This window comes from Pseudomonas sp. GB2N2, from assembly GCF_054897705.1.
The window spans coordinates 1,105,831-1,131,246 of sequence record NZ_CM142701.1 but is presented as its reverse complement, the minus strand read 5'-3'; the positions used below and the strand labels follow the sequence as shown (position 1 = coordinate 1,131,246).

The 25,416-nt window shown below is 56.7% G+C and carries 26 protein-coding genes, 2 tRNA genes and 3 pseudogenes; 19 read left to right on the top strand and 12 right to left on the bottom strand.

The annotated features are described in order from the left end of the window. Window positions 1-79: 79 nt before the first annotated feature. On the top strand, window positions 80-1,138 hold the full coding sequence (gene ada / locus ACYZT4_RS05285) for a bifunctional DNA-binding transcriptional regulator/O6-methylguanine-DNA methyltransferase Ada (protein WP_461985826.1): 1,059 nt from the start codon (window positions 80-82) through the stop codon (window positions 1,136-1,138). 18 nt (window positions 1,139-1,156) lie between these two features. Here the strand turns inward: ada and acuI are convergent, their stop codons facing one another. Next, entirely contained in the window at window positions 1,157-2,140 is a 984-nt protein-coding gene (acuI, locus tag ACYZT4_RS05280) for an acrylyl-CoA reductase (NADPH) (RefSeq protein ID WP_461985825.1), read from the bottom strand. Window positions 2,141-2,305: 165 nt separating this feature from the next. Here acuI and ACYZT4_RS05275 point away from each other — a divergent pair, with 165 nt between their 5' ends. The 10 genes from ACYZT4_RS05275 (at window position 2,306) to ACYZT4_RS05230 (ending at window position 11,298) form a co-directional block, all read left to right on the top strand. Beyond that, window positions 2,306-4,759: an autotransporter gene (locus ACYZT4_RS05275; protein WP_461985823.1), complete on the top strand. Its 2,454-nt coding sequence runs from the start codon at window positions 2,306-2,308 to the stop codon at window positions 4,757-4,759. 107 nt (window positions 4,760-4,866) lie between these two features. After that, on the top strand, window positions 4,867-5,931 hold the full coding sequence (locus ACYZT4_RS05270; protein ID WP_461985821.1) for an NAD(P)H-dependent flavin oxidoreductase: 1,065 nt from the start codon (window positions 4,867-4,869) through the stop codon (window positions 5,929-5,931). 143 nt (window positions 5,932-6,074) lie between these two features. After that, window positions 6,075-6,842 (top strand): molybdate ABC transporter substrate-binding protein, encoded by a 768-nt coding sequence (gene modA, locus ACYZT4_RS05265; protein WP_461985819.1) that lies wholly within the window; start codon window positions 6,075-6,077, stop codon window positions 6,840-6,842. Next, window positions 6,843-7,523 carry a molybdate ABC transporter permease subunit gene (gene modB / locus ACYZT4_RS05260; protein WP_461985817.1) on the top strand — a complete coding sequence of 227 codons (681 nt, stop codon included), beginning with the start codon at window positions 6,843-6,845 and terminating at the stop codon, window positions 7,521-7,523. It abuts the gene before it with no gap. Between the two features lie 3 nt (window positions 7,524-7,526). Then, on the top strand, window positions 7,527-8,606 hold the full coding sequence (gene modC, locus ACYZT4_RS05255) for a molybdenum ABC transporter ATP-binding protein (RefSeq protein WP_461985815.1): 1,080 nt from the start codon (window positions 7,527-7,529) through the stop codon (window positions 8,604-8,606). A 71-nt stretch (window positions 8,607-8,677) separates the two neighbouring features. Continuing rightward, window positions 8,678-9,718, top strand: coding sequence for a DNA topoisomerase IB (locus ACYZT4_RS05250; RefSeq protein WP_461985814.1), 1,041 nt, complete (start codon window positions 8,678-8,680; stop codon window positions 9,716-9,718). Window positions 9,719-9,789: 71 nt separating this feature from the next. Next, window positions 9,790-10,011 carry a hypothetical protein gene (locus ACYZT4_RS05245; RefSeq protein ID WP_461988556.1) on the top strand — a complete coding sequence of 74 codons (222 nt, stop codon included), beginning with the start codon at window positions 9,790-9,792 and terminating at the stop codon, window positions 10,009-10,011. Between the two features lie 111 nt (window positions 10,012-10,122). Continuing rightward, window positions 10,123-10,353, top strand: a complete 231-nt coding sequence (locus ACYZT4_RS05240) for a hypothetical protein (protein WP_461985812.1) — start codon at window positions 10,123-10,125, stop codon at window positions 10,351-10,353. Between the two features lie 297 nt (window positions 10,354-10,650). Then, window positions 10,651-10,935 carry a hypothetical protein gene (locus ACYZT4_RS05235; RefSeq protein WP_461985810.1) on the top strand — a complete coding sequence of 95 codons (285 nt, stop codon included), beginning with the start codon at window positions 10,651-10,653 and terminating at the stop codon, window positions 10,933-10,935. Window positions 10,936-11,094: 159 nt separating this feature from the next. Then, on the top strand, window positions 11,095-11,298 hold the full coding sequence (locus tag ACYZT4_RS05230; protein WP_461985809.1) for a hypothetical protein: 204 nt from the start codon (window positions 11,095-11,097) through the stop codon (window positions 11,296-11,298). Window positions 11,299-11,351: 53 nt separating this feature from the next. Here the strand turns inward: ACYZT4_RS05230 and ACYZT4_RS05225 are convergent, their stop codons facing one another. After that, a complete protein-coding gene (locus ACYZT4_RS05225) occupies window positions 11,352-11,792 on the bottom strand; it encodes a hypothetical protein (RefSeq protein ID WP_461985807.1) in 441 nt (146 codons plus the stop codon). 374 nt (window positions 11,793-12,166) lie between these two features. Here ACYZT4_RS05225 and ACYZT4_RS05220 point away from each other — a divergent pair, with 374 nt between their 5' ends. After that, a complete protein-coding gene (locus tag ACYZT4_RS05220; protein ID WP_461985805.1) occupies window positions 12,167-13,297 on the top strand; it encodes an SGNH/GDSL hydrolase family protein in 1,131 nt (376 codons plus the stop codon). Window positions 13,298-13,683: 386 nt separating this feature from the next. After that, a pseudogene (locus ACYZT4_RS05215) lies at window positions 13,684-13,776 on the top strand (tyrosine-type recombinase/integrase); the annotation flags it as partial. A gap of 121 nt (window positions 13,777-13,897) precedes the next feature. Here ACYZT4_RS05215 and ACYZT4_RS05210 read toward each other — a convergent pair. From ACYZT4_RS05210 to ACYZT4_RS05185, 6 genes are all read right to left on the bottom strand, one after another. After that, window positions 13,898-13,984: transfer RNA gene (locus ACYZT4_RS05210), tRNA-Leu, on the bottom strand. 194 nt (window positions 13,985-14,178) lie between these two features. Beyond that, window positions 14,179-14,252 (bottom strand) — tRNA-Cys (locus ACYZT4_RS05205). Between the two features lie 415 nt (window positions 14,253-14,667). Continuing rightward, window positions 14,668-16,014 carry a glutamine synthetase family protein gene (locus tag ACYZT4_RS05200; RefSeq protein ID WP_461988554.1) on the bottom strand — a complete coding sequence of 449 codons (1,347 nt, stop codon included), beginning with the start codon at window positions 16,012-16,014 and terminating at the stop codon, window positions 14,668-14,670. Between the two features lie 24 nt (window positions 16,015-16,038). Then, window positions 16,039-16,593, bottom strand: a complete 555-nt coding sequence (locus ACYZT4_RS05195) for a helix-turn-helix domain-containing protein (RefSeq protein ID WP_461985803.1) — start codon at window positions 16,591-16,593, stop codon at window positions 16,039-16,041. A 26-nt stretch (window positions 16,594-16,619) separates the two neighbouring features. Then, window positions 16,620-17,909, bottom strand: coding sequence for an NAD(P)/FAD-dependent oxidoreductase (locus ACYZT4_RS05190; RefSeq protein ID WP_461985801.1), 1,290 nt, complete (start codon window positions 17,907-17,909; stop codon window positions 16,620-16,622). Window positions 17,910-18,070: 161 nt separating this feature from the next. After that, window positions 18,071-19,273, bottom strand: a complete 1,203-nt coding sequence (locus tag ACYZT4_RS05185) for an NAD(P)/FAD-dependent oxidoreductase (protein ID WP_461985799.1) — start codon at window positions 19,271-19,273, stop codon at window positions 18,071-18,073. Between the two features lie 265 nt (window positions 19,274-19,538). Between ACYZT4_RS05185 and ACYZT4_RS05180 the strand changes: the two genes are divergently transcribed. Beyond that, window positions 19,539-20,102 (top strand): RrF2 family transcriptional regulator, encoded by a 564-nt coding sequence (locus tag ACYZT4_RS05180; RefSeq protein WP_461985797.1) that lies wholly within the window; start codon window positions 19,539-19,541, stop codon window positions 20,100-20,102. Window positions 20,103-20,105: 3 nt separating this feature from the next. Here ACYZT4_RS05180 and ACYZT4_RS05175 read toward each other — a convergent pair whose 3' ends face one another. Together ACYZT4_RS05175 and ACYZT4_RS05170 are read right to left on the bottom strand one after the other, a co-directional pair. Then, window positions 20,106-20,441, bottom strand: a complete 336-nt coding sequence (locus tag ACYZT4_RS05175) for a hypothetical protein (protein ID WP_461985795.1) — start codon at window positions 20,439-20,441, stop codon at window positions 20,106-20,108. A 70-nt stretch (window positions 20,442-20,511) separates the two neighbouring features. Continuing rightward, window positions 20,512-20,730, bottom strand: coding sequence for a hypothetical protein (locus tag ACYZT4_RS05170; RefSeq protein WP_461985794.1), 219 nt, complete (start codon window positions 20,728-20,730; stop codon window positions 20,512-20,514). A gap of 171 nt (window positions 20,731-20,901) precedes the next feature. Here ACYZT4_RS05170 and ACYZT4_RS05165 point away from each other — a divergent pair, with 171 nt between their 5' ends. Both ACYZT4_RS05165 and ACYZT4_RS05160 read left to right on the top strand, forming a co-directional pair. Beyond that, a complete protein-coding gene (locus ACYZT4_RS05165) occupies window positions 20,902-21,141 on the top strand; it encodes a hypothetical protein (protein ID WP_461985792.1) in 240 nt (79 codons plus the stop codon). Window positions 21,142-21,436: 295 nt separating this feature from the next. After that, window positions 21,437-21,799 carry an NUDIX hydrolase gene (locus tag ACYZT4_RS05160; RefSeq protein WP_461985790.1) on the top strand — a complete coding sequence of 121 codons (363 nt, stop codon included), beginning with the start codon at window positions 21,437-21,439 and terminating at the stop codon, window positions 21,797-21,799. Between the two features lie 13 nt (window positions 21,800-21,812). Here the strand turns inward: ACYZT4_RS05160 and ACYZT4_RS05155 are convergent. Continuing rightward, a pseudogene (locus tag ACYZT4_RS05155) lies at window positions 21,813-22,528 on the bottom strand (1,6-dihydroxycyclohexa-2,4-diene-1-carboxylate dehydrogenase). Between the two features lie 39 nt (window positions 22,529-22,567). Continuing rightward, window positions 22,568-22,870 (bottom strand): annotated as a pseudogene (locus tag ACYZT4_RS05150) (benzoate 1,2-dioxygenase electron transfer component BenC); the annotation flags it as partial. 172 nt (window positions 22,871-23,042) lie between these two features. Here ACYZT4_RS05150 and ACYZT4_RS05145 point away from each other — a divergent pair. Genes ACYZT4_RS05145 through ACYZT4_RS05135 form a run of 3 tightly spaced genes read left to right on the top strand, consistent with a single transcriptional unit; the run spans window position 23,043 to window position 25,392 of the window. After that, window positions 23,043-23,546 (top strand): Hcp family type VI secretion system effector, encoded by a 504-nt coding sequence (locus tag ACYZT4_RS05145; protein ID WP_461985788.1) that lies wholly within the window; start codon window positions 23,043-23,045, stop codon window positions 23,544-23,546. Next, window positions 23,543-25,009 (top strand): hypothetical protein, encoded by a 1,467-nt coding sequence (locus ACYZT4_RS05140; RefSeq protein ID WP_461985786.1) that lies wholly within the window; start codon window positions 23,543-23,545, stop codon window positions 25,007-25,009. Before ACYZT4_RS05145 ends, ACYZT4_RS05140 begins: the two co-directional genes overlap by 4 nt. After that, entirely contained in the window at window positions 25,006-25,392 is a 387-nt protein-coding gene (locus ACYZT4_RS05135) for a hypothetical protein (RefSeq protein ID WP_461985784.1), read from the top strand. The genes ACYZT4_RS05140 and ACYZT4_RS05135 overlap by 4 nt, the downstream gene beginning before the upstream one ends. Window positions 25,393-25,416 lie beyond the last annotated feature (24 nt).

Genomic DNA, 25,416 nt, shown 5'->3' with positions numbered 1-25,416 from the left:
AATTTGACCGCAAGACCCGGAGTGCGACGACGCCTCCTGCTGATTAATCTGAATCAAACAGGTCAAAGGACACGCCGCCATGACACCCTCGATAATCGCCACCGAGAAAGATCCCCGCTGGGCCGCTGTCGTCGCTCGCGACCCCAATGCTGACGGGCAATTTGTCTACGCGGTGAAAACCACCGGCATTTTTTGCAGCCCCAGCAGTCTGGCGCGCCTGCCAAAACCGCAGAATGTCGAGTTCTTCGATACCGCCGAACAGGCACTGGCCGCCGGTTACCGCCCAAGTAAACGCTCCGCGAAAGATCGCAGTGATATTGCCGAACGACACGCCGCCATCGTGGCCGCCGCTTGCCGCCAGATCGAAACCGCTGAAGACATGCCGGCATTGGGTGAATTGGCCGACACGGCAGGCCTTAGCAGTTTCCACTTTCATCGGGTGTTCAAGGCTGTGACCGGGCTGACACCCAAGGGCTACGCCACCGCCCATCGTTCCCGTAAAGTTCGTCAACGTTTGACCGATGGAGGCTCGGTGACGAATGCGCTATATGACGCCGGTTTCAACTCCAACAGTCGTTTCTATGAGTCGGCGGATTTCCTGTTGGGCATGAAACCTGCAGATTACCGTGCGGCCGGTCAGAACAACGACATTCGGTTCGCCGTTGGCCAGTGTTCGTTGGGCGCCATTCTGGTGGCGCAAAGCGAACGCGGTGTTTGCGCCATTTTGCTGGGCGATGATCCGCATCAATTGGTCTGCGATCTGCAGGATAAATTTCGCCGCGCCCACCTGATTGGCGCCGATCATGAATTCGAGCAACTGATCGCCAAGGTGGTCGGCTTTATCGAAGCCCCGGCCATCGGTCTGGATTTACCGCTTGACGTCCAGGGCACGGCTTTTCAGGAGCGGGTCTGGCAAGCGCTGCGGGAGATTCCAGTCGGCAGCACGGCCAGCTACGCCGATATCGCCCAGCGCATCGGTTCCCCTAAAGCGGTGCGCGCCGTGGCTCAGGCTTGCGGCGCGAACAGCATCGCGGTAGCAATCCCTTGCCACCGCGTCGTGCGCAGCGACGGCAACCTTTCGGGCTACCGCTGGGGGGTAGAGCGCAAACGGCAGTTGCTGGAGCGCGAAATCCAATAGATCAAAAGATCGCAGCCTTTAGCGATTGACGTCGACGACAACCCTCCCTCGCAACTGACCAGCGAGCAATCGCGGTGCCGCTTCGATCACTTCACTCAAACCGATCTCGTGGCTGATCAGCGGCAACAAGGCAAAGTCCAGATCTTGGGCCAGACGATTCCAGGCCAGTACACGCCTGGCTTTGGGTTGAGTGACGCTGTTGATCCCTGCCAGGGTCACGCCACGCAAAATGAACGGCGCCACGGAGGCCGGAAAATCCATCCCTTGCGCCAGGCCACAGGCGGCGACCGTGCCGTTGGCTTTTGTAGCCGCACAGGCGTTGGCCAATGTGTGACTGCCGACCGAGTCGATCACGGCTGCCCAGCGTTCCTTGGCAAGCGGCTTGCCGGGCAACGACAATGGGGCGCGATCAATGATTTCGCTCGCGCCCAACTGTTTCAAGTAGTCGTGCTCGGAGGTACGGCCCGTGGATGCAACCACCCGGTAGCCGAGTTTGCTCAGCAACGCGATGGCAAAACTGCCTACGCCGCCGTTGGCGCCCGTCACCAGGACATCGCCTTGCTCTGGCGTGACGCCGTTATGCTCGAGCGCCAGAATGCTCAGCATCGCGGTGTAGCCGGCAGTGCCGATGGCCATCGCCTGGGCGGCGGTGAATTCCCGGGGCAATGGAATCAGCCAGTCGCCGTTCAGGCGTGCCTTCTGCGCCAGTCCGCCCCAATGCCCTTCGCCAACGCCCCAGCCATTGAGTACGACTTGATCACCGACCTTGTAGTCCGGATGCCCACTGACTTCGACGGTTCCCGCCAGATCGATGCCCGGCACCATCGGGAATTTTCTCACCACCGGGCTGCTGCCGGTAATGGCCAACCCATCCTTGAAGTTCAGCGTGCTATACGCCACACGCACCGTCACATCGCCCTCGGGCAGTTGATCGTCATTGATTTCTTGCAATGTGGCCCGGTAACCGCTGTTGTCTTTGTCGATCAAAATGCCTTGAAACATGACTGTCTCCTACGGAACCACTGGTTGTGGTGCAGTTGAAATACCACACGGCAACATTTTGCCGTACCCGACTTTAATCCAATCCGGGCGTTTCCATGGCCGGCGACTATGCTTTTTCCACGGCCTCGAAATGCCGCGAGAACTGTCCTGTCGATGGAGCTGACAATGCCTCACTTACGCGCCCTCTCTGTTTCGCTGATGCTCTGCCTGCTGGCTTTTACCGGCGTTCAGGCTGCGTCGGCAAAAGCGCCACCCGCCTCCACCGAACAGGCTCCGGCTAGCCCTAGCTGGCCGCAAGTACTGACCAGTGGCGACACCAAACTGACGATCTATCAGCCACAGCTCGACAGTTGGGACGGCTATACCCTTCAGGCCCGAGCGGCGGTAGAAGCCACCGGCAAGGACGGAAAATCCACCTATGGCATCGTGCAATTCAGTGCCCACACCCTCGTCGACAAGGCGACACGCTGGGTAGCACTCGATCAGTACAAACTCATCAAAGCCGATTTTCCCTCAAGCGCAGCGCAATCCGACAGTTGGGTCGCGGCGCTGCAGAAAGACGCGGCGAATCGCAAGAAAACCATTTCCCTCGATCAGCTCGAAGCCGCTGTCGGGGTGCTCGCCGCAGAACAGAAATCCAGCGACGACCCGATAGAAAACACGCCGCCGACCATTATCACGTCCGATGTTCCAGCATTGTTGGTGTACATCGATGGCGAGCCCGCCTATCGTCCGGTGGACGACACAGCCTTGCAGCGAGTCATCAATACTCGGCCGCTGTTGCTCAAGGACGCTCAGGGCAAACACTATCTGCACGTGTTCGACGGCTGGATGGTGGCTGACGGGTTGAGCGGAGACTATTCACCGTTGCTCGCGCCCTCCGCCGACCTGGAAAAAGCCAAGAAAGCCGCGATTCAGAGCCGTCAGGTGGACCTGCTGACTGGTCAGAGCGATCCGAAAGATAAAATACCGACCTTGGCCAAGCCGCCGATCCCGCACATTTATATCGCAATGGCGCCCACCGAGCTGATCGTCACCGATGGCACGCCGCAGTGGCAGCCGATCCAGGGCACTCAATTGCTCTATGTCACAAACACTACCGGGCATATTTTCAAGGAAATCGGTGATCAGGACAGTTACGTGCTGATCTCCGGCCGGTGGTTCCGTGCGACGGATATGAATGGCCCGTGGACGTTCGCCCCCGCCGACAAGCTGCCGGCGGACTTTGCCAACATTCCCGATGACAGCGCCAAAGAAAACGTCAAGGCGTCGGTGGCCGGTACTCCCCAAGCGAGGGAAGCGGCGATCGCGGCGACCATTCCACAGACGTCGGCGATCAAGAAAAGCCAGGTCAAAATAACCGCGCCACCCTTTGACGGTGAGCCGAAGCTCAAAGCAATAACCGGGACGACGCTGCAATACGTGGTTAACAGTCCGACGCCGATCATCATGGTCGATGCCAAAAGCTGGTACGCCGTGGAGAACGGAATCTGGTTCAACGCCACTTCGGTTCAAGGCCCGTGGTCGGTCGCGACCTCTGTGCCTGCAGTGATCTATTCGATCCCGCCCAGCTCGCCGATGCACTACATCACTTACGTGAAAGTCTATGAAGCCAGCGGCGATACCGTGGTCGTCGGTTATACGCCAGGCTATCAGGGTTCGACGGTAGACCCGAACAGTGGCGTAGTGGTCTATGGCACCGGTTATCCGTATACGCCGTGGGTCGGCAGCGACTGGTACGGGCCGCCGGTGACCTACGGTTTTGGCGTCGCGATCCGCTACACGCCCTGGACTGGCTGGACATTCGGCTTCGGGTTCGGCTGGAGCTGGGGCGGCAGCACCGTGGCCATGGGTTGGGGCTGGGGCGCTTATCCGTGGTGGGGAAATTACGGGTGGGGTTATGCCTGGGGACCGCATTTGTATCCGGCCCCCATGCCATGGGGCGGCGCTGCCTATGGTTACCACGGCGGTGCAGTGGCCTGGGGGCCCGGTGGCTGGGCCGGCTCCACGGGCAACATTTACCGTCAATGGGGCGACCGCGCCTCGGTCAGTCGCTATGGCGCCGGGTACAACGCCTGGACGGGGAATCGCTGGGCTGGTCAGGTCGGCGCCTCCTACAACTCGCGAACCGGTATCTCGGCTGCGGGGCAGCGCGGCGCGGTACACAACGTCTACAACGGCAATTACGCAGCCGGGCGCAGCGGCGTGGCGGTTGGCCCCAACGGTGGCGCCATTGCCGGTCGCCAGGTGACGGCGGGCAACGCGCGTACGGGCAATCAGGTCACTGCTGGCCGCGGCGCAGTCTACAACCCCAACACCGGCAATTCCACGCAGATCGGTGGTGTGCGCGGCCGTAACAGTAGCGCCGCGAGGGTCGGCGACAACGTTTACGCCGGGCATGACGGCAACGTTTACAAGAAAACCGACGACGGCTGGCAGTCGATGGTCGGCGGTGCGAAGCGGGTCAATCCTGCTAACAATGCGCAGGTACAAAACCTCAACCGCGAATCTGCGGCGCGCTCTCTCGGCAACGATCGCCTGAACAACTATCACAATTCATCCCAAGTCATGAACCGCTCGTTTGGTGGTGGCGGTGGCGGCGGACTGCATCGGCGTTGAGGGAACCCACCCGATGCAAAAACTCGATTGGTCTAGCGCCTGTCATTGCTGGTACAACTCCCAATCGACCGTCCCTGCCCTGTTTTTGACTCCGGAGAACCTTGCAAATGAGCCAATGGCCAGACACCCGAATTCTTGATCTGCTCGGGATCGAGCTGCCGATCATCCAGGCGCCAATGGCCGGCGCCACCGGTACGGCCATGGTGATCGCGGCGAGCAACGCCGGAGGCCTGGGCTCAATGCCCGCGGCCATGCTGAGCACTGAGCAATTGCGCGAGGACCTGAAGACGATCCGGCAACACAGCCAGCGCCCGTTCAACGTCAATTTTTTCTGCCATCAACCGCCGGCCGCCGACGAGCAACGCGCCCGGGACTGGAAGAATTTACTGGAGCCTTACTACCGGGAACTGGGCGTGGATTTCGATGCGCCGACACCGGTGTCCAATCGTGCGCCGTTCGACGACGCGACCTGCAAAGTCATCGAAGAATTCCGTCCTGAAGTGGTGAGCTTTCACTTTGGCCTGCCGGAAAAAACCCTGCTCGATCGGGTCAAGGCGACCGGGGCCAAAGTGCTGTCATCAGCCACGACCGTCGAAGAGGCCATCTGGCTGGAGCAGCACGGCTGTGACGCGATCATCGCCATGGGTTACGAAGCCGGCGGGCATCGGGGCATGTTCCTAAGCGATGACCTGAGCAGCCAGGTGGGTATCTTCGCACTAGTACCCCAGATCGTTGACGCAGTGAAAGTCCCGGTGATTGCCGCCGGTGGCATTGCCGATGCACGCGGCGTCGCGGCGGCCTTTCTGTTGGGCGCCTCGGCGGTGCAGGTGGGGACGGCGTACTTGTTCACGCCAGAGGCCAAGGTCAGCGCTTCCCATCACAAGGCATTGCGCACAGCGAAGGAAAGCGAGACCGCGGTGACCAATCTGTTCACCGGTCGCCCGGCGCGGGGCATTCTGAATCGGGTGATGCGTGACCTGGGGCCGATGAACGACAAGGCGCCGGCCTTTCCACTGGCTGGCGGTGCATTGATGCCACTGCGAGCGAAAGGTGAAGCAGATTTCAGCAATCTCTGGGCGGGACAGGCGTTCACCCTGGGGGTCGAGATGACGACGGCAGAGTTGACGCAACGCCTGGCGGAAGAAGGTTTGGCCAAACTAATACGACGCTGATACGCCCCCTGTAGCAGCTGCCGAGGCTCGGGGTGTGCCTGAAACATCGCATCCAACACATTCCGTTTGCAGGCAATTCGCTATATATTCGACTATATAGCGTTTTCACCCCTCGCTGTACTTGCCTACCACGGAGCCGTTTCATGACCATTCGTGCCTCACGTTTTGCCCCAACCTGCCTTGCGAGCCTTCTCGCCGTGTTCGCCATCGGTGCTGCACAGGCCGACGAAGTTCAGGTAGCCGTTGCGGCCAACTTCACTGCCCCCATCCAGGCCATCGCCGCTGATTTCGAAAAAGACACCGGGCACAAACTGGTCACCTCGTTTGGTGCAACCGGCCAGTTTTATACCCAGATCAAGAACGGTGCGCCGTTCGAAGTGTTCCTCTCGGCGGACGATACCACCCCGCAAAAACTCGAAACCGAAGGCGACACTGTCAAGGGGTCGCGCTTCACCTACGCCATCGGCACCCTGGCGCTATGGTCGGCCAAAGAAAGTTATGTCGACGCCAAGGGTAAAGTGCTGAGCGACAATCAATATCAGCATTTGTCCATCGCCAACCCGAAAGCTGCACCTTATGGATTGGCCGCCGCTCAGGTACTGGCCAAGCTGGGCCTGACCGACAAGGTCAAGGACAAGATCGTTGAAGGCCAGAATATCACTCAGGCCTACCAGTTCGTTTCCACTGGCAACGCTGAATTGGGCTTCGTCGCCTTGTCGCAAATCTACAAAGACGGCAAAGTCACCGGCGGCTCGGCGTGGATCGTTCCGGCCAGCCTGCACGACCCGATCAAACAAGACGCGGTGATCCTCAACAAAGGCAAGGACAACCCGGCCGCCAAGGCGCTGGTTGAATACCTCAAAGGTCCGAAAGCCGCTGCAGTCATTAAATCCTACGGTTATCAACTCTAAATGACGCTATCAAGTGCCGATTTTTCCGCGATCTGGCTGACCCTGAAACTGGCGTCACTGACAACAGTCATCCTGCTGATCATCGGTACTCCGATTGCGTTATGGCTTTCGCGCACCCAGTCCTGGCTGCGCGGCCCGGTCGGGGCGATCGTCGCCCTGCCCCTGGTGCTGCCCCCCACAGTGATTGGTTTCTATCTGTTGCTGGCGCTTGGCCCCCACGGGTTCATTGGCCAGTTCACTCAGTCGCTAGGGCTTGGCACCCTCACTTTCAGTTTTGCGGGGTTGGTGATTGGCTCGGTGCTTTACTCGATGCCGTTCGTGGTCCAGCCACTGCAAAACGCATTTTCTGCCATCGGCACCCGCCCGCTGGAGGTGGCCGCGACCTTGCGTGCCAATCCATGGGACACCTTTTTCACCGTGATCCTGCCGCTGGCCCGACCCGGTTTCATTACTGCGGCGATCCTCGGTTTCGCCCACACCGTCGGCGAATTCGGTGTGGTGTTGATGATCGGCGGCAACATTCCCGACAAGACCCGCGTGGTCTCGGTGCAAATCTACGATCACGTCGAAGCCATGGAATACACTCAGGCTCACTGGCTGGCCGGAGCAATGCTGATGTTCTCGTTTGCCGTGTTGCTGGCGCTTTACTCCAGCCGTAAAACCAAAGCGGGCTGGAGCTGATCGATGATTCTTACGCGCTTGAAACTGAGTTATTCGGGATTTGCCCTCGACGTCGATCTGCAACTCCCAGGACGTGGCGTCACCGCTCTATATGGCCACTCCGGATCTGGCAAGACCACGTGCCTGCGCTGCATCGCGGGACTGGAACGTGCCGAACAGGGATTTATTCAGGTCAACGATGAAGTCTGGCAGGACAGCGACAAGAACATCTTTGTAGCGCCGCACAAACGTGCGCTCGGTTATGTATTTCAGGAAGCCAGTCTGTTTGCGCATCTTTCGGTGTTGGCGAATCTGGAGTTTGGCCTCAAGCGTATTCCGAAACCGCAGCGCCGGGTGGACATGGCTCACGCGACGGAACTGCTCGGCATCGGCCATCTGCTGGATCGGCATCCGCAGCACCTTTCCGGCGGCGAGCGGCAACGCATCGGCATCGCCCGCGCTCTGCTCACCAGCCCGCGACTGCTGTTGATGGATGAACCGCTGGCAGCGCTGGACGCGCAACGCAAAAGTGAAATCCTGCCATATCTGCAACGGTTGCACGACGAACTGGACATTCCGGTGTTGTACGTCAGTCATTCCCAGGATGAAGTGGCGCGGCTGGCCGACCACATCGTGTTACTAAGCCACGGCAAGGCGCTGGCCAGTGGTCCCATCGGTGAAACCCTGGCTCGTCTCGATCTGCCACTGGCGCTTGGCGATGACGCTGGCGTGGTGATCGAGGGCCACGTCAGCGCGTATGACGCCGACTATCAGTTACTGACGTTGCGACTCCCGGGGAGCGCCGTGAACATTCGCGTTGCGCACACGCCGCTCAACGTTGGCCAGGCGCTGCGGTGCAAGGTTCAGGCGCGGGATGTCAGTCTGAGCCTGCACAGCGTCGAGCACAGCAGCATTCTCAACCGTCTGCCGGTCACCGTGGTCAGTGAATTGGGCGCGGATAACGCTGCTCACGTCCTGATTCGGCTGGACGCCGTCGGCACGCCTCTGCTGGCACGAATCACCCGTTACTCTCGGGATCAATTGAACGTGCGCCCTGGCCAGCAACTCTGGGCGCAGATCAAGGCTGTGGCGGTGCTGGCGTGAATCTGCTGGCACCTCTGCAACGGCGCGCGGTCAATGGCTGTAACGGCCCCTGATCGCCAAGGATTACCGCCATGTCCGATATCGCATTGCCCGACGTCTTGCCACCCGACCTGCATTACGTCGACGACACCCAGCCCGGCATCACCCGCAAAAAACTGCGCGGCAAGTTTTGCTACTTTGACCCCACAGGTCAGCGCATCAAGGATGCGGACGAGATCAAACGCATCAACTCCCTCGCCGTGCCCCCGGCGTACATTGATGTGTGGATCTGCGCCGACCCGCGCGGGCATCTGCAGGCCACCGGACGTGATGCCCGAGGGCGCAAACAATATCGTTATCACCCACGCTGGCGCGAAGTCCGCGATGCCGACAAGTATTCGCGTCTGCGGGACTTCGGCCTGGCCCTGCCGAAACTGCGCAAACAACTCGAAGCGCTTCTGGAAGCGCCTGGGTTCAGCCGCGACAAAGTCATGGCCACGGTTATCACCCTCCTTGATGCCACGCTGATTCGAGTCGGTAATACCCAGTATGCGCGGGACAACCGCTCATACGGGCTGACCACGCTGCGCAACCGTCACGTCGAGGTCAACGGCAGTGCGATCAAGTTCCAGTTCCGTGGCAAGAGCGGCGTCGAACACCAAATCACCGTGAAAGACCGGCGCCTGGCGCGAATCATCAAACGCTGCCAGGAAATACCCGGACAAAATCTGTTTCAATACCTGGACGAAAATGGTGAGCGGCACACTGTCAGTTCCTCCGACGTCAATGCCTATCTGCAAACCCTCACCGGTGCCGACTTCACCGCCAAGGATTACCGCACATGGGCCGGCAGCGCGCTGGCATTGGCGGTGCTGCGTGAATTGCAGTGGGAGCCCGAATCGGATGCCAAGCGCCATGTGGTGGACATGGTCAAGAACGTCGCCAGACAACTCGGCAATACCCCGGCGGTCTGTCGCAAGTGCTACATTCACCCGGGGGTAATGGAAGGATTTCTGTTGGGCGCACTGGCGCAGTTGCCGCGACCGCGCGTGCGTAAAGGGCTCAGGGCAGAGGAAGTCGGGTTGGCGATGTACCTGGAAAGGATGATCGAGGCGACTCAACCGACGAACTGACCTGCCCATTTTTTGCACGATCACCAATGGCTTCTATAGTTGGTGTGACAGAAATCAGCTTCGGTGGCGCCATGGAAGACATTTTCGTTGTGAAACGCTGCAACAAGATCATCATTCATGGCCGCCGAGCCGGGGAAGTCGATCATCAACCACCTGACGCGGCGGTCTGGTATCGCATCGCCGATACGCGCACCCACGGCTTCATCGGCGACGGTTTCGATCGTGAAGAAGACGCTCAACGCATGTGTCAGCAACTTAATGCCCGGTCCCAGGTGACAGCCCGACAGGGTTGAAGTCCGGGTCTATACTGAGTTGGCTGAAGGATCAGCAACCCCATTGGCAGAGACCTCGCACCACGCGGGCTTTTGCTGCTACAGCCAGGTTTCTTGACGGAGGTGTTTGCCATGTCCGAAAAAGAGTCCATCACCACCCTGCTCACCCTGCTTGACTCACGCCAGGCGCGCCTTGCCGCCGCGTGCAAGGAAATCGCCGATTGGGTTGATCATCAGGGCGGACATCCCACCGCCCTCAGAATTCGTGATCGCCTCAATGACATCGAGAAGGACACACCCCTGATCCGCAACACGCTGTCTTCGCTCAAACCGATCGACAAGCCGCTGCCTCGATTCAGATGAGACTGATCTGGATACGAACATATGGTTTGATTCAGGGCGCATGAAAGGCGACGTTTTCGTCATCGGGCGCGTCTTTGCCCGATCATCTAAAGCGGAGTTCCACCCGGCCAGGCGCCGGGATTTTTTGGCCTGGTCATTTCACACGGTATTCACAACTTACGCCGTACAGTGAACCTACTCCTTTTGATGAACCCCTTGGCCCGCCCGCACGCGGGCCTCTTTTTGGCTGCCGCCCGGGCGCCGAACGTCGCGACTTGAGGAAGGTCAAAACCTTACACGTCACTAAGGAGACGTCTAATGGTTACTCACTTCAAAACTGGCGGGCATCTCGCCTGCGGTCACAAAGGCAGCAATCTCACCTCATCCACTGAACTGACCCGGGTGAAATGCAGAAGCTGCCGAAACACTGATGCTTTCAAGGATGCGCGCAAAGACCAGCGCAACGTTACACGGCGCGCCGCACGCAAAGCCAAACTCACTCACACCGCCAATGACTGGCGCGCAGCATGGGTCGAGCGGCTGACCGCAATGGCCGGACTGCAACGATTGCCTCGTGGTTTTACCGGTCAACCCTTCGTTTAGCTGACAGGTCTGGCGGTTGTGACATTTGTCTCAGCCGCCTCTCCCATGATTCCCCGTAGAAACCTTGATTTTTTGGCGACAGGCCACTTCTTCGACTAGGGTTTCAATCTCATCGAAACTGCATAGTCCGCTGTTTGGGACCAATCAAGGAGGAGAAAAATGACACCTATTCATATTGCGGAGAACACTTACCGCGCTTGGTCCAGCCCAATTCTGCTGGAACTCAAGGAGAGAGAACATCAGCTGGATCCTGCCGCGCGCCAGGCACTGCAAAATGTCCTGGTGGAGAGACGGCTTGTGGATACTGGAAACCCTTCGGGCATTGAGCGGCGCAATACTGAAGAAAACGACAGTCAGGTTTAGTGGATCAGAAGCAGCCCAGGATTGCCTGAGCGCTCACCTGCAAAGCCTTGTTATTAGATCTCACCCGTTTCGCGACGCAATCGCGAGCCAATGCGTTCATTACGGAACAGCCATCGTGGTAGCTCGAAAAGATTACGCGCGCGAACGATAAGCTTTTGGGCAGTTGAGTTGCGCCGCTCCCTCACAATCATCCGGCCGATCTCAAAGCCGAAATCATCGGCATCGTCGCGCGACGCGAAACGCAAGGGAGAAACTTCACGTACCTCTCGAAGCTCTTTGCCGCGAAACCAGACCGAGATTTCGATCTCGTGATGCGTTAGCGTATTTTCTGGCTCGTCTGGCTTCGTTCTGATGGGACCGATTGTAGTAACAACGATTTCATAACCCGAGTGCGTCTTTTGTTTCGTAACTATTGAAGAATCGTCCATCAATACCAACGTCCACTGCTCGAAAAGATTGGGCGCGACAATACTCGAAATTTCGAGCAATACCAATTCGCCACCACACAGTAGTCGCATCTCGTTACAGAATGAGGGCAACAGGAAACCTGTTCCAGCAACCGAACTGCCAAGGCTTTTTTCAGACGCCGGCGTGGCCCTCCCCCCACCATGAGCTGTCCTTACCTTCATCCAAACGGTTGCGGATCGTCCAGGCAAGAGAGATTTGGCCCACCAGGCTTCTTGCCGCGGCCCTCACTGCAGCACCTGCGGTCCTATGATGGTGATTCAGCCAATCACTAGAAAATCCAAAAACAATGGTATGGACCAAAAATCTTTGGCTAAGATCGCTAGGCCGATAATTTCAGCTACGGACACCCATCAAACTGGAGGCTGTCAAGCTAACATCACCTTTACTCAAGGAGGACGCCATGATCGCCAAACTATTTTTAACGTTGCTTTTCGTTAGCAACTTTGTTTTCGCTGCCAGCGGGCCTGACGGAGCATTTATAGATGAAGACTTTCATTCTTGCATCAATATAAAATGCAGCGATTACGTTGTCCGCAAATTCCATATTGATCAACGAGCGTTAACAGGCCCAATAGTCTACGGCGAATCATTTTACGTTGAAGAAGGACGTTCAGACGAACATAAAACAATATTCGCTCCGTCCCGCATTCTCTTGGTTTACAACCCAACCAGCGGTGAAATCCTTAGACCACTCATCGACTACATACAAAACGATGAAGGAATAAAGATATTACCAGGAAGCTTGATAAAAAAAGCGCCTGTCGGCTTCTCAGGAAACATCAGCGATGACGACAAAAATAAATATGGAGTTAAAATAACGCTGGAGTTTCAAAAATATCAATACGCAGTAACCTACGAAAAGAAGGATGTATTTAATCCAATTTCTTATGGCTCGCTCGGACATCTTTCCGAATTGATTGGGAAAAATCCGTTAAAGGTTACATTCTTCGGTGACTCCATCACTCAGGGGGGAAACGCCTCGAGTGTGTATTCGGAACCGAACCAGCCGGGATATGCGGAGTTAGTCATGGCCTACATGGACACTAAATACCCTACCTTGTGGGAATATCGTAACAATTCAGTGGGAGGCATTTATTCACGCGATGCTGTTTCGGCAGTTAGCTTTAGGGTTTTGGATAAAAAGAGCGACCTCATCGTATTAGGCTTTGGTATGAACGATAGTGGTACCACCAAGCCGGAAAAATACAAAAAAAACCTGCAGCGAGTCATATCAGCCATTAGATCCGATCAACCAGACGTCCCCATATTGCTGGTGAGCAGCACTGTTGCAAATCGAGAAAGTCCTATCCAAAAGACCGAACTCCTCTCATTTTACTTGGATGTCCTGCGCCAAATTTCAGAAGAAAACGAGAGCATCATGGTTGTCGACGTAACAAGCACATGGAGAATGATGCTTAAAAACAAAAAAGATTACGATCTCACCGGAAACGGATTTAATCATCCAAATGACTTCGGTCATAGAATACTGGCTGAATCAGTACTAACTGCCATTCTGGGCGACAACTATTAATGGAACGCTCTCCGTTGATTCTGTTATGACATTCATTGCGAACAATAAAACTTTCAACCCCCTCTTGTATAGGCTTAACCACAACCTCGCTGTTAATCGTCACGGCCCGCTGAAAAGAATCATATTCCATACTTCGGATGTCGAGAGATAGGATTTCATTTTCGATTGAAGTCTGTCCTTGCCTTGGCTATTAACAGTCTAGTACATCTGTAGCAACGTAAATTCATACACTGGATAAAGCGATTACTCTAACAGTGCAGACTCGTATTTAGAGGTTTCCAATACACCTAACCCAGACTTAGTTCTTTTACAGTCGACCTTCAGCCAGCGGGACACTGGAGCTAGCGTTACTGGGATATCGGTCGGGAAGAGAGGGGACAGCCGGGAGCAAGGCTGAATCGAATGGCGACATCATGCAGGCGAAAGATCAACTTGGGCATACGACGGTAATTATGACCGAGCAATACATCCGCAAATGAAAAGGCAAGGCAAAGGCAGAAAGGTATCGCAAAAAGCGAAGTGCGAACCAACTCAATAATTGCGACCTAGAAACAAACAAGGGTTTGCATCAGCTTTCGCCCGCAAACCCTTGATTTTAGATGGTGCCCGAAGCCGGAATCGAACCGGCACGCCCTTACGAGCGGGGGATTTTAAGTCCCATGCGTCTACCAGTTTCGCCATTCGGGCGGTAGCGCGGTAAGCAGTCTGAAAACTGACCCAGGTGGATCTGTCAGCTCTGACGCCTGTGCAACAGAGGACGAAATATATACATCCCGTCCCGGTGAAGCAAGTTCGCAAACGCCCATTTCAAGACTAAATCTTGCAGGGCAGCGCAAATAAAAAAGCTCCGTAAATCATCGATCTACGGAGCTGTTTTAAAGTGGAGGCCGAGGTCGGAATCGAACCGGCGTAGGTGGATTTGCAATCCACTGCATAACCATTTTGCTACTCGGCCTCAAGCATCTGATGTCATGTAGCACAACACCAAACGCATACAAACTTGGACTAGATACGAGATCTAACTCCTTGAAAACATTGAGCTTTTTCAGCGGTCAGTGCTTTCGATGGCGTGAATTATGTACTGATTTCCCGAGGCTGACAACCCCTTGATTTCAAAAAAAATTCAGCTCTCCGCTTTAATCATCTACGGGGCTTAACAGTCGTACGTTGGCGGGAGGCAAAAAAAATCCCGGGCAGCTGATGGACGCCCGGGATTTAAAAATGCATAAACCGTGGTGGTGAACGCGGCGCCGATGTTACGGAATATTTCCGTGTGTAACAAGATAATTTTATTCACCATCTGGTTACTAAAATTTCTAACCCCTTATATATCCACACTATTTTTATGGGTAGCGGGCGACTAACGGTCTTTATAGGTACCAGCGATATTCTCGCGCACTGATGTCGTGCAGGAATGCCAAGTGATCCTGACGCTTGTTTTCGCAGTAGACATTCAAGAACTCGTCACCCAGACCTTCCCGCAGTCCAGCATGGCTTTGCATCGAGCGCACGGCCTCCAGCATCTCCAATGGGAAGTCGATGCCGCTGGTGCGATCTTCGTTAAGCGGTGCAATCGGTTCGCGCCCCGCTTCCAGCCCTTGTTCGAGCCCCACCAGAATGGCCGCCAACACCAGATACGGGTTGGCGTCGGCGCCGGCCAGACGATGTTCGATACGCAGGTTTTTAGCATCCGACTCAGGCACACGCAGGCAGGCATCGCGATCTTCGAAGCCCCAACTGGCACGGGTCGCGACGTTGACGGTGCCACTCAATCGCCGCATTGCGTTGTGGTTCGGAGCAAAGATCGGCATGCAATGCGGCAACAACTCCAGGCAACCGGCCACCGCGTGGCGCAGCGGCTGTTGCTCGTTTGCCGCCAACAGGTTATTGCCCGCCTCGTCATACAGGCTGACATGCACATGCATGCCGCTGCCGGGGTGTTGCAAGTAGGGTTTGGCCATGAAACTGGCGCGATAGTCGTGTTTCATCGCGACGCCGCGCGTGCTGCGGCAAAACAGGGCCGCCCAGTCGGCGGCTCGCAGGCCGTCATTGAGGTGGCCGAAGTTGATCTCGAACTGGCCCGGACCCAGCTCGGCAGTGATCACCGTGGTGTCGATGCCTTGCGCCTGTGCCGTCTCAACCATGTCATCAAGAACCGTCGCAAATCGCGAGAGGCGTTCGATGTGCATGTTCGGCTGATCATCCGCATCGTCGGTCAGCGGATCGCGCGCAAACTGTGGCAAGCCGTCGCTTAATTGGCGGTCGAACAGGTAGAACTCCAGCTCGAACGCCACCACGGGGAAAATACCTTTGCCAGCGAGCCGTTTCAGAACTTGCGCCAACACTTCGCGGGGTTCGAAGACGATCGGTTTTTCAGTGCCGTCGGAGGTGATGAGCATCTGCCCCAAAGGCTGTTTTTCCCAGTCGACGATTTTCAGCGTGCCCGGCACCAGACGGCGTGGCGCGTCCGGATCACCGTCGTTGAAACAGTAGTCGCCGATTTTGAACAGCCCGCCCTGGGTGCCCAACAACACGCAATTCTGCGGCAACTTCAGTGCGCTGCCGGCGGCGACTTTTTCGAGCATCTCGATCGGATAACGCTTGCCGTAGAAATGCCCGGGAATGTCCAGGGAGATCAGGTCCACGTAACGCACATCCGGGAAGCGTTGGCGAAACGCGCGAACTTCAGCAACCAGATCAGAGCAGACAGCATCCATCATGTTGTTCCTTCGTTGTTTTTATCAGGTGTATACCCAGAGCACTCGGGTGAGCTGATCGGTGAGATTGCCGTAGCGGCAATGGGTGTGGCTGGCGAGCTGAAAGCTGTCGCCTATGCCGAGGGTGATGGGTTGATCGTCATCCAGCCAGAGCGTCAGTTGCCCTTCCAGAACGTAACCGCCCTGCTCCGAGCTGTCGTTCATGTGGCGGTCGCCGCTGCTGGCGCCGGGCTCGAGCCTGCTTTCGAGCATCGAGAACGACGCGCGCATTTTCGGCGAGACGAGGATGTCGGTGATGCCGTCGGCGTAATACAGTGTGCGGCGCTCGTCCGGCCGGGTCACCCACGGCAACGCCATGGGTTTGGGCAGACTGTAGAAATAGGTGGTCGGCACACCGAGGGTTTCGCTGATGGCGGTCAAGTCCGCGACGGTCGGGCGCGACAGTCCACGCTCGACCTGCGAGAGGAAACCCACCGAGCGACCGATTTTGTCCGCCAGCTCTTTCAGTGTGTATTTTTTGTGTTTGCGCAGGTCCTGAATCAGGATCGCCAGCGCCGAGATTTCTTCTTGCATGTCCATCTGAAAGCTTCCAGAAAATGTGCGATTCAAAGGCTGTCGCGCAACCAATACCAGGCTTTGCCGACAGCTTCCAGAGGTGCAGCCATGTACTTGCCGCCTGGAAAACTGCCGTTAACCAGGCCCTGATACAAGGCGAGTTCATCCGGCTGCCCGAGTATCGCGTCGGACACCGCGCGCGCCCCGGCCAAGGTCGGTAGCACGCCATGGCCGGAGTAACCCTGAAGCCAGTAGAGATCGCCGCGCCGACCTATATCAGGCGTGCGTTTGAGCGTGAGGTCGATATGCCCACCCCAGGCGAATTCCAGTTCGACGCCTTTCAGTTGCGGAAACACCCTATGGAGGAACGGCCGGGTCGCGGCAGCGATATCCTTCGGCATGCCGCCCAGGTACGTGCATCCACCGCCAAACAGCAACCGGTTGTCCGGCGTGCGGCGGAAATAATCGAGGACGAATTGATTGTCGGTCACGCAGACATTGCTGGGCAGTAGCGCGGTTGCCTGTCCTTCCGACAGCGGCGCCGTGGCCACCTGATAAGTGCCGACCGGCAACACGCAACTCGACAGCTTCGGATCAAGTCGATCGAGATAGGCATTGCACGCCAGTACCAGCACATCGGCCCGAATACGCCCGCGCTCGGTGGTGACCACGAAACGGCCACCCGCCTCGCGATAATTCAGCGCCTTGCTTTGTTCATGAATGCGCCCACCGGCACGCTCGATGGCGCCGGCCAGACCGAGCGCCAGTTTCAGCGGATTCAGGTGCCCGCCTTCAGGATCAAACAAACCGGCCTGATAACGCTCACTGGCGACCCACTGCGGCAACTGCTCGCGTGGAATGAATTGCAATCCGTCGTGGCCCCATTTGTGGCTTGCCTCGTGTTGCCACTCGGTCAGCAAACTCACCCGACGCCGTAGCACCGATGCCCAGAGATGACCGGCCCGGTAGTCACAATCGAAATCATGGCGTCCGGGCAACGCGCGCAATTCCTGGGCAGCCCAGCGCATGCTGTCCCACAACCGTCGCGCGCGCTCGTAACCCAGCGCAGCCTCCAGCGGCGGCATATCGCAGGACCAACCGAGAATCGCCTGTCCACCATTTCGCCCCGACGCCGCCCACGCCACTCGACTGGCTTCCAGCAACGTCACACGTTTGCCGGCCAACGCCAGTCGCAGTGCGGTGTGCAAACCACTGAAACCGGCGCCGATGATCAACACTTCGGTGTCCTGCTCGCCTTCCAGAGCGGCTCGTTCCACCAAATGATCCGCGCACGTGTGGGCATAGTAGCTGGCGACGTGGCGGGTAGATTGCTGGAACATGCGAGCCTCGTGAAATTTTGTTATTTAAATTTCATGAAAAAATACACATGTTATTTCATGGCCGCAAGACCCCATGGTGCAGGTGTGAATCTCACACGACAAAAAATCCCCCGATCCATGAGGATTCGGGGGATTTTCAGTTGGCGGACAAGCCTGGCGATTTATGCAATCGGGATCAAAGGATCCGCTGCAGCCCATGCGGTTGCGCGGTCAGCCGCTGGCGGGTAGATCCACACTGTGTTGATCTGCGTCTTCAGGTTCTTGCCTTCTTGCTTCACCAATTTGACCTGACGATCCCAACCTTCGGTGTACACCGCGCCCCAGGCGCCGAGGTCCAGGCAGGTCACGTACTTCGGTTGGCTATACGGCGTAGGGTCCACGCCCAGAATCTGCGCGGCAACGTTATTGCCAGCATGACGGCCCAACATGATGGCGTGCTGGCAGGTCATCAGCGCGTAGTTGCCGATGTCATCAGAGGCGGCATACGCCACATCGCCGGTGGCGAAGATATCGTTCTGACCGATGACTTTCAGGTGGCTGTCCACGTGCAAACGACCCAAGTGGTCACGTTCGGCGGGGATCTGTTCGGTCAGCGAGCTGGCGCGCACACCGGTGGTCCAGACCACGGTTTTAGCGTCGATACGCTGGCCATCGCTCAAGTCGACACCGCTGGCATCCACGGAAACCACCGAAGCTTTCAGGTGCCATTTCACACCAGTTTCAACGCTGGCCTCTTCGATCGACCTGGCAATTTCCGCGCCCATGGAGCCGCCAATCTGAGCGCCGCGGTCGACGATAATCACTTCGACATCAGCCTCATTACCGAGAATGGCGTGCAAACGTGCGGTCATTTCGGTCGCCGTTTCAATCCCGGTGAAGCCGCCACCCGCCACCACGACGGTGTTGCGTGCTCTACTTTCAGGAAGATTAACCAGGGATTTCAGGTGGTTTTCCAGGCGGACGGCTTCTTCTATCTGGTCAACGTCGAATGCATGCTCAACCACCCCGGCGGTGGCCGGAATGGCCAGACGGCTGCCGGTGGCCAGAACGAGTTTGTCGTAGCTGCACACCTGTTTGGCGCCCGAAGCATCGATGTAGCCGACGGTTTTTTGTGCGACGTCGATGGTCTCCGCAGCGCCCTTGATGAACTTCACGCCGACTGCATCGAACAGCTCGCCGATCGGTGCGGCCAACTGGTGTGCGTTCGGCTCGTAGAAGCGTGGACGCACCCGCAGTTCGGCCTGCGGCGCCAGGACAGTGACTTCAACATCGTTGTGACCATGAATGTTGAACAGGCGCGTTGCGCTCAAAGCCGTCCACATGCCTCCAAAACCTGCGCCGATTACCAGGATGTGCTGTTTCATTTTTTACTCCACGAGAAGGCCGATCAATAAATTTGTTTAAGGTCATGGGCTTTACAGCGCCGACCGAGCAACTACGAATGTATTGATCCCAGTTGAATAACGCAATCGGTTTTTTAGACGACTGCTATCGCAACGCTTGATAGCTTGACGGAGAACCAAGATGCCAAGCCCTTGGTTAAACCGGAAACAATCTGTACCGATCAGCTTCGTTGCTTGCCTGACGTGCAACTGTTACCATTTGCGACAACATTAGTCGGAGATAAAGATGTCTCTTTATAGCGCGGGCGTTGAGTACGGCATTCATTGCCTGCTTTTTCTGGTGGGCAATGGCGGTGACACCCGCGAGGCGAGCGTGCGCGACCTCGCGGAGTTGCAAGGCGTGCCGCAGGACTATCTGGCGAAAATTTTCACCAAACTGGCCAAGGCAAAACTGGTGGTGGCCACCGAGGGCGTGCGCGGCGGGTTCAAGCTCGCGCGGCCCTCCGACGAAATCAGCGTCCTCGATATCGTCAACGCCATCGACGGTCAGAAGCTGATTTTCGATTGTCGCGAGATTCGCGGGCGTTGCGCCCTCTTCGAAGGCGAGGCCCCTGACTGGGCGCTCTCAGGCCTGTGCTCGGTGCATGCGGTGATGATGACCGCGCAAAAACGCATGGAAGACGCCCTCGCCCAACAGACCGTTCTTGATCTTGCGAGAAGAGTGGGACGAAAGGCGCCGGCCGAGTTCAGCGAGCGGGTGGATAACTGGATGAGCGATCGCCGGGATAAAAAGACTGCGGCCCTGGTCGCTGGCGAGCAGACTATCCCGGTCACTGATATTTCCGACTAAGCCCTACAGGCAGTCACGCACCGCCTCGCGCAGGGCACCCGATTTGGCCCATGGCGGGCCCTGATACAGCGAAACCCGACTGCCATCCTTCGATTTGACAATATCCAGAATCTCGTCCGCGGAGATGATGCCGGGCGCTTTGATCCGGTAGCCGTTGGAAATCCCGGTTTGGGTCGTGCTGGAAACGACTTGCTGCCACGCCGGCAGTACGCACGCGGCGTACTCTTTCGGCGGCTTCGCGCTGTATTTGCTGACATTTGGCTCGCCCGGCACCAGCGATGCCGGTAGTGAACAGCCCGCCAACAGCGCTATCGCGCCCCCCACAATCAACGTGCGCATGGCGCGTCCTTATTCCTGAAAAAGCAAATGTAGCGCGCCGTCACGCAGACATCCATTTGATAAACCGATGTCAGGGAACGGGATTGTTTGCGTTTTTGTCGGGATAGGACCGCTCGTTCAAATACGTCATCCATCTTTCATAGGCTTCATGTTGCCAGTGGGTGACGCGCTCCCACTCCGGACCGCTCAACTCATGGGCAGAAATCAGCATCATCATTTCCGTGGTTGCTGCGTCCAGATCGACGATCAGCTCATGCGCGTGAAACCTGAAATCATCGGTAGTCGTCATTTGAACGTGCCTCACCCTGGCCGAGATTAACCATTCCAGTACGACACCGGCTCTGCGTGTTCTCGTTCATTTTCCCGACCAAAGGCACTCCCAGCCGTTCAGACCAAGAAAACGCCCTCCCCCGGTAATTGCGACTAAAATTTCGTAGCGGAGAATGCTCAGGAGATCGTCATGTGGCTTAACGAAGCAGAAAACCAACTTCGGCGGGACCTGCAAAGCGTTGCGTCGGATCTGAGGTGGTCGGCCGTCGAACTGTTGCGTCTGGCGGATCAATTGCGACTGGCGGGCAATGAAGTCGATGCACAGGCAGCCCTCAGGCTGTGCGAGCTGTTTCAGGGCGACGAACAGCGACTGGCGGGCTATGCCGAAGAAGTCAAAGCGAAGGCCATCAGTCGCAATAAAGCCCACTGAACGGGATGAACACAGGCCGGAAAAACCTTCTTTTGTAGGCGCGAGCTACTTATTTGCTGTCTGGCTGCGTTCCAGCCACTTTCTGCCTTGCGATGTAACCGGGCAGAGACGCCGCGAAGGCCTGCGGCCAAATGCCCCCCAAGCGGTCGACCAAACGTCGCGACAGTACTCCGCCATCCGGTTGCACTTCAGTGCTCATGACACCTCCAACCACACAGAGGCCCGCAAAAGCGTGGATCGGCCTTAATATTGCATTTTTATGGCTGTTTTGTGACATCGAGCAATCGGGTAACACATGAAAGTACGCGCGACCGTTATTTGCGAACAAGATCGGCACATTCTCCTGGTGCGCAAGCCAAGGTGTCGCTGGACGTTGCCCGGCGGAAAGGTCGAGCGCGGGGAAACTATTCCGGCCGCCGCCATACGCGAACTGCGGGAAGAAACCGGACTTGGCGTCGATGACTTGTTGTACCTGATGGAGCTGGATTCGGGCGGCACCCGGCACCACGTCTACGAAGCGTCGGTGCTCAATTCGGATGAAGCCCGCCCGCAGAATGAAATCTTCGACTGCATGTGGTACCCACTGGACGCCGTGCAAAATCTCAACACCAGCGACGCCACACTCAGGATCGTCAGAGCATTCCAGCGTCGCCTCTAGCTTCAGGCGTGTCTCAGCCCTGGTCGCCGCCGCCCACGGGCATGATCATTCCGGTGATATAGGACGCCTCGTCGCTGGCCAGAAACAGAATGGCGCCAGCCTGTTCATCCAGTGTCCCGTAACGCTTCATCAAACTGCTGTCGAGCGTCTGGTCGACGATCTGCTGGTACCACACCTTTTCCTCAGGGCGTTGTTCAGCACTGTTGCGCGGAATCGCCCGCGGAGGCGCGTCAGTGCCGCCCGGCGCTGTCGCATTGACCCGTACGCCGCGCGGTATGGCACGCGATTGAGGCTGCGGGTCGCGATGGACGAAACGTTGACGATCGCGCCACTGCCCTGCTCCAGCATGACCGGCAGCGCGGCATGGCAGCACCATAGCGTCGGGAACAGCGAGCAGCGGACTTCGGCCTCGATTTGCGGCGCGTCGTAATGCTTAAACGGTTTGGCCCAGATGGTGCCGCCGACATTGTTGATGAGGATATCGAGTCGCCCGAAACGCTCAACCGCGGTGCGCATCACGCGGCTGCATTCATCGTACTGCTCAAGATCGGCAGTCAGTGCGAGTACCTGGTTGTTCTGGCCCAATTGCTGCTGCACTTCGAACACCAGTTCGCAGCGATCGACCAGTATCAACCGTGCCCCTTCGGCGGCCATGCGTTCGGCAACGCGTCGACCGATGCCCTGGGCGGCACCGGTGATCAACGCGACTTTTTCGTGAAATCTTTTCATGTGTACCTCGTGCACACGCCAATCCCGCGCGGCAAATGCTTATGCGGCGCTGGCGGCGAATTTTTCGTCGTAGAAGTTCGCCGGGCTGATGCCCTGTTCGCGAATGTATTGGCTCACCGCCTCGACCATCGGCGGTGGCCCGCACAGGTAGACGTCGACGTTGCCTTCGTTCAAATGCTTCGGCTCGATGTGCTGGGTCACGTATCCCTTGAGCGGGTGCTGGCTGTCGGGGCTGGCCACGCAGGCGCTGAAGCTGAAATTGGGGATACGCGCGGCGAAGGCTTCGAGTCGATCCATTTCCACCAGGTTGAAATCGTGGGTCACTCCGTAGATCAGATGCAGTTCAGGCAAGGCTCATGCTAGGACGGGGTACTAGGATGGACTATCCGCTGGGTGCAGACCTTTATCCGTTTTGTGCAGCGCTCACCCCACGGCGTCATTTTCGGAATCGGACTACATAACTGCTTACAACTTCTGCCATAAACTGCCGACCTGACTACAAGGAGTGGTTTCCATGGCTAATCACGGTTACATGACCATAAACGGCAAAGCTCAAGGAATGATCTCAGCGGGTTGTTCAACCCAGGACTCTATTGGCAACAAGTACCAGGCCACACACACGGACGAAATCATGGTGTTGTCCTACAGCCACAACATGACCAACATCGGCAACATCGGCAACATCGGCAACATCAACAGGTCGACTCACAGCCCGATCATCATCACCAAAGCGGTCGACAAATCATCACCGCTGCTCGCTCAAGCGCTTTCAAACAGAGAAGAAATCAACTGCGCGATCAGTTTCTACCGCGTGTCGTCCTTTGGCATGCAGGAAAAGTTTTACACCGTGTCGATCAATGGCGGGGTCATTGTCGACCTGACGCTTGAAGTACCGCATGCCATTTTGCAAAACGACGCGGAAGCTCAGGAACACGTGGCTATTCGTTACCGCGACATCACCTGGGTCCATCATCTGGCAAAAACCGCCGGATACAGCTCATGGGGCGAAGAGCAATGAATCCTCGTGAGCAGTGGGACGTTGACAGCGCGGCGGGCAGACTGATGGGGCAAGCGCGCACGCTCGGCGTTCGTCATCTTGCTCATGGTCTGTTACGCGAGCGCTTCAACCGAGAAGTCGCCTTTTATGCGAAGCGCATCGCGGACGATGTTGCGCAGGGCTACAAAACTCCGGAGCAAGGTTTACGGGCGCTTGTGCAAGAACAACGAGACTTGCTTATCCAGTCGCAAGCCGTTACGCGAAAAGCTGAGGGTTCGGTAAATGAACGGGTTAAGAGACTTCCGGCCTCAACGCTCACACAACCTTCATTGAAACCTGACCCGGAACGTTTATTGCGCTTCGTTCATGCACAAAATCTCAAGTCCTCTGGCACAAGCTCACCCCGCACATTGGCGGCAGTCTCTGCGCCGCATCCAGTTCCTGACCTGAAATTTTTCCCTCGAGAGCGATGGCCCGCAGAAGTCCCACAGGAAGATCCCGGGTTCTACGTGGTGCCCAGAAGTACGACGGCTGACAAACTGGAAGCTCAACTGTTCACTTCCGCCTCCCCCGCCGTCATCGCCAAGTTCAAGGCCCTGAACCCGAATCTGGATCAGGTAAAGGCCGGGACGATGATTGTTCTCAGCGACCCAAACAATCATCTCTGTACGTTCGAAGATGCGCTGTTGATGCAAGCGGCGGGCAATGTAAATAGAGCGTTGGAGCCTCTCAGTTCGGAAGAGGCTGACTTCATGGCGCGGCACTATGACGAGATTGCATTCCTGATTTCCAAAGGGTCGCTCGGGGCGGGTGCCGGACTGGCCATGTTTTCCAAAAACCTGGACGACGTGAGGGACATTTTGCGGGACATCGAGAGTTTGCATACCCGGACGTTTCAAGCCAACGGTCACCTGAAGTCCTCTGAGTTTTACGCAGAACGCAAACGCCTGCTGACTCAGTTGGATACCCAGCTCACCAAACTTACGAAAAAGAGCATCGGTTTTCCGGATCATCCCAATCTGAAAAGCGTGTTGGGCATTTCGACTAAAAGCCTTGTTCATCGTTGGCGAAAAGCGGGTGCCATTGGACAGATTCCTGGTTATGCCACGCATATTGATGCCGTTTCCAAAGCGGCGAAGTACGTCAAATATGGTGGTTGGGTGGGTACGGCGGTGGGTGGTGGCGCTTCAGTAATCAAGGTCCAGGGTGTTTGTGCAGAAGGCAATGTGGAGGCCTGTGAGAAGGTGAAATTTACCGAAGCTGGGGGTTTTGCCGGAGGGGTGGCAGGTGGAGCACTCGCTTCAGCAGCGATCACTGGCTCAACCGTAGGCTGGGTCTGTGCAGCACTTTCCGTACCGACTGGCGGGACGGCTGCTCTTGTGTGCGGCCTGGTTGTAGTGGGAGTTGGTTCTATTGTCGGCGGCGTTGGTGGAGGCAAGGGCGGCGAGTTAATTGGAGAGAAAATTTATGAGACCACTAAATGAACGTTGAAACTGTTGACTTGTTAATTGCCTGCATCGGACTAATTTACTTTGCAGCTGCATTAGCTTGGATAGCTATCGCATTGCATATGGCCTACACAAAGATGGATATGATGCTCGAACTTTATAAAAACTGTGAAGCAATCATGATCCGAGCACCTCTCAGACACGGTGGCCCCTTGGGAAATCTAATGCTTATAGGAGGCATTTCTGGAATTGTAACCTTTCCAAACTTTTATCTGAAAAGAGGAGAAGTAAGTTTGGAAGACCTGAAAAACACTCCGACTGGCTTGAGACGTAGATTGGCCATTTTACAGTGGAGTGTATGGGGTCTTTTATTGGTCATGTCGGGGTTCGCGACTATAGCTATATTCGACCTCGCTTGAACAGCCAATTGTTTACATTTGAAG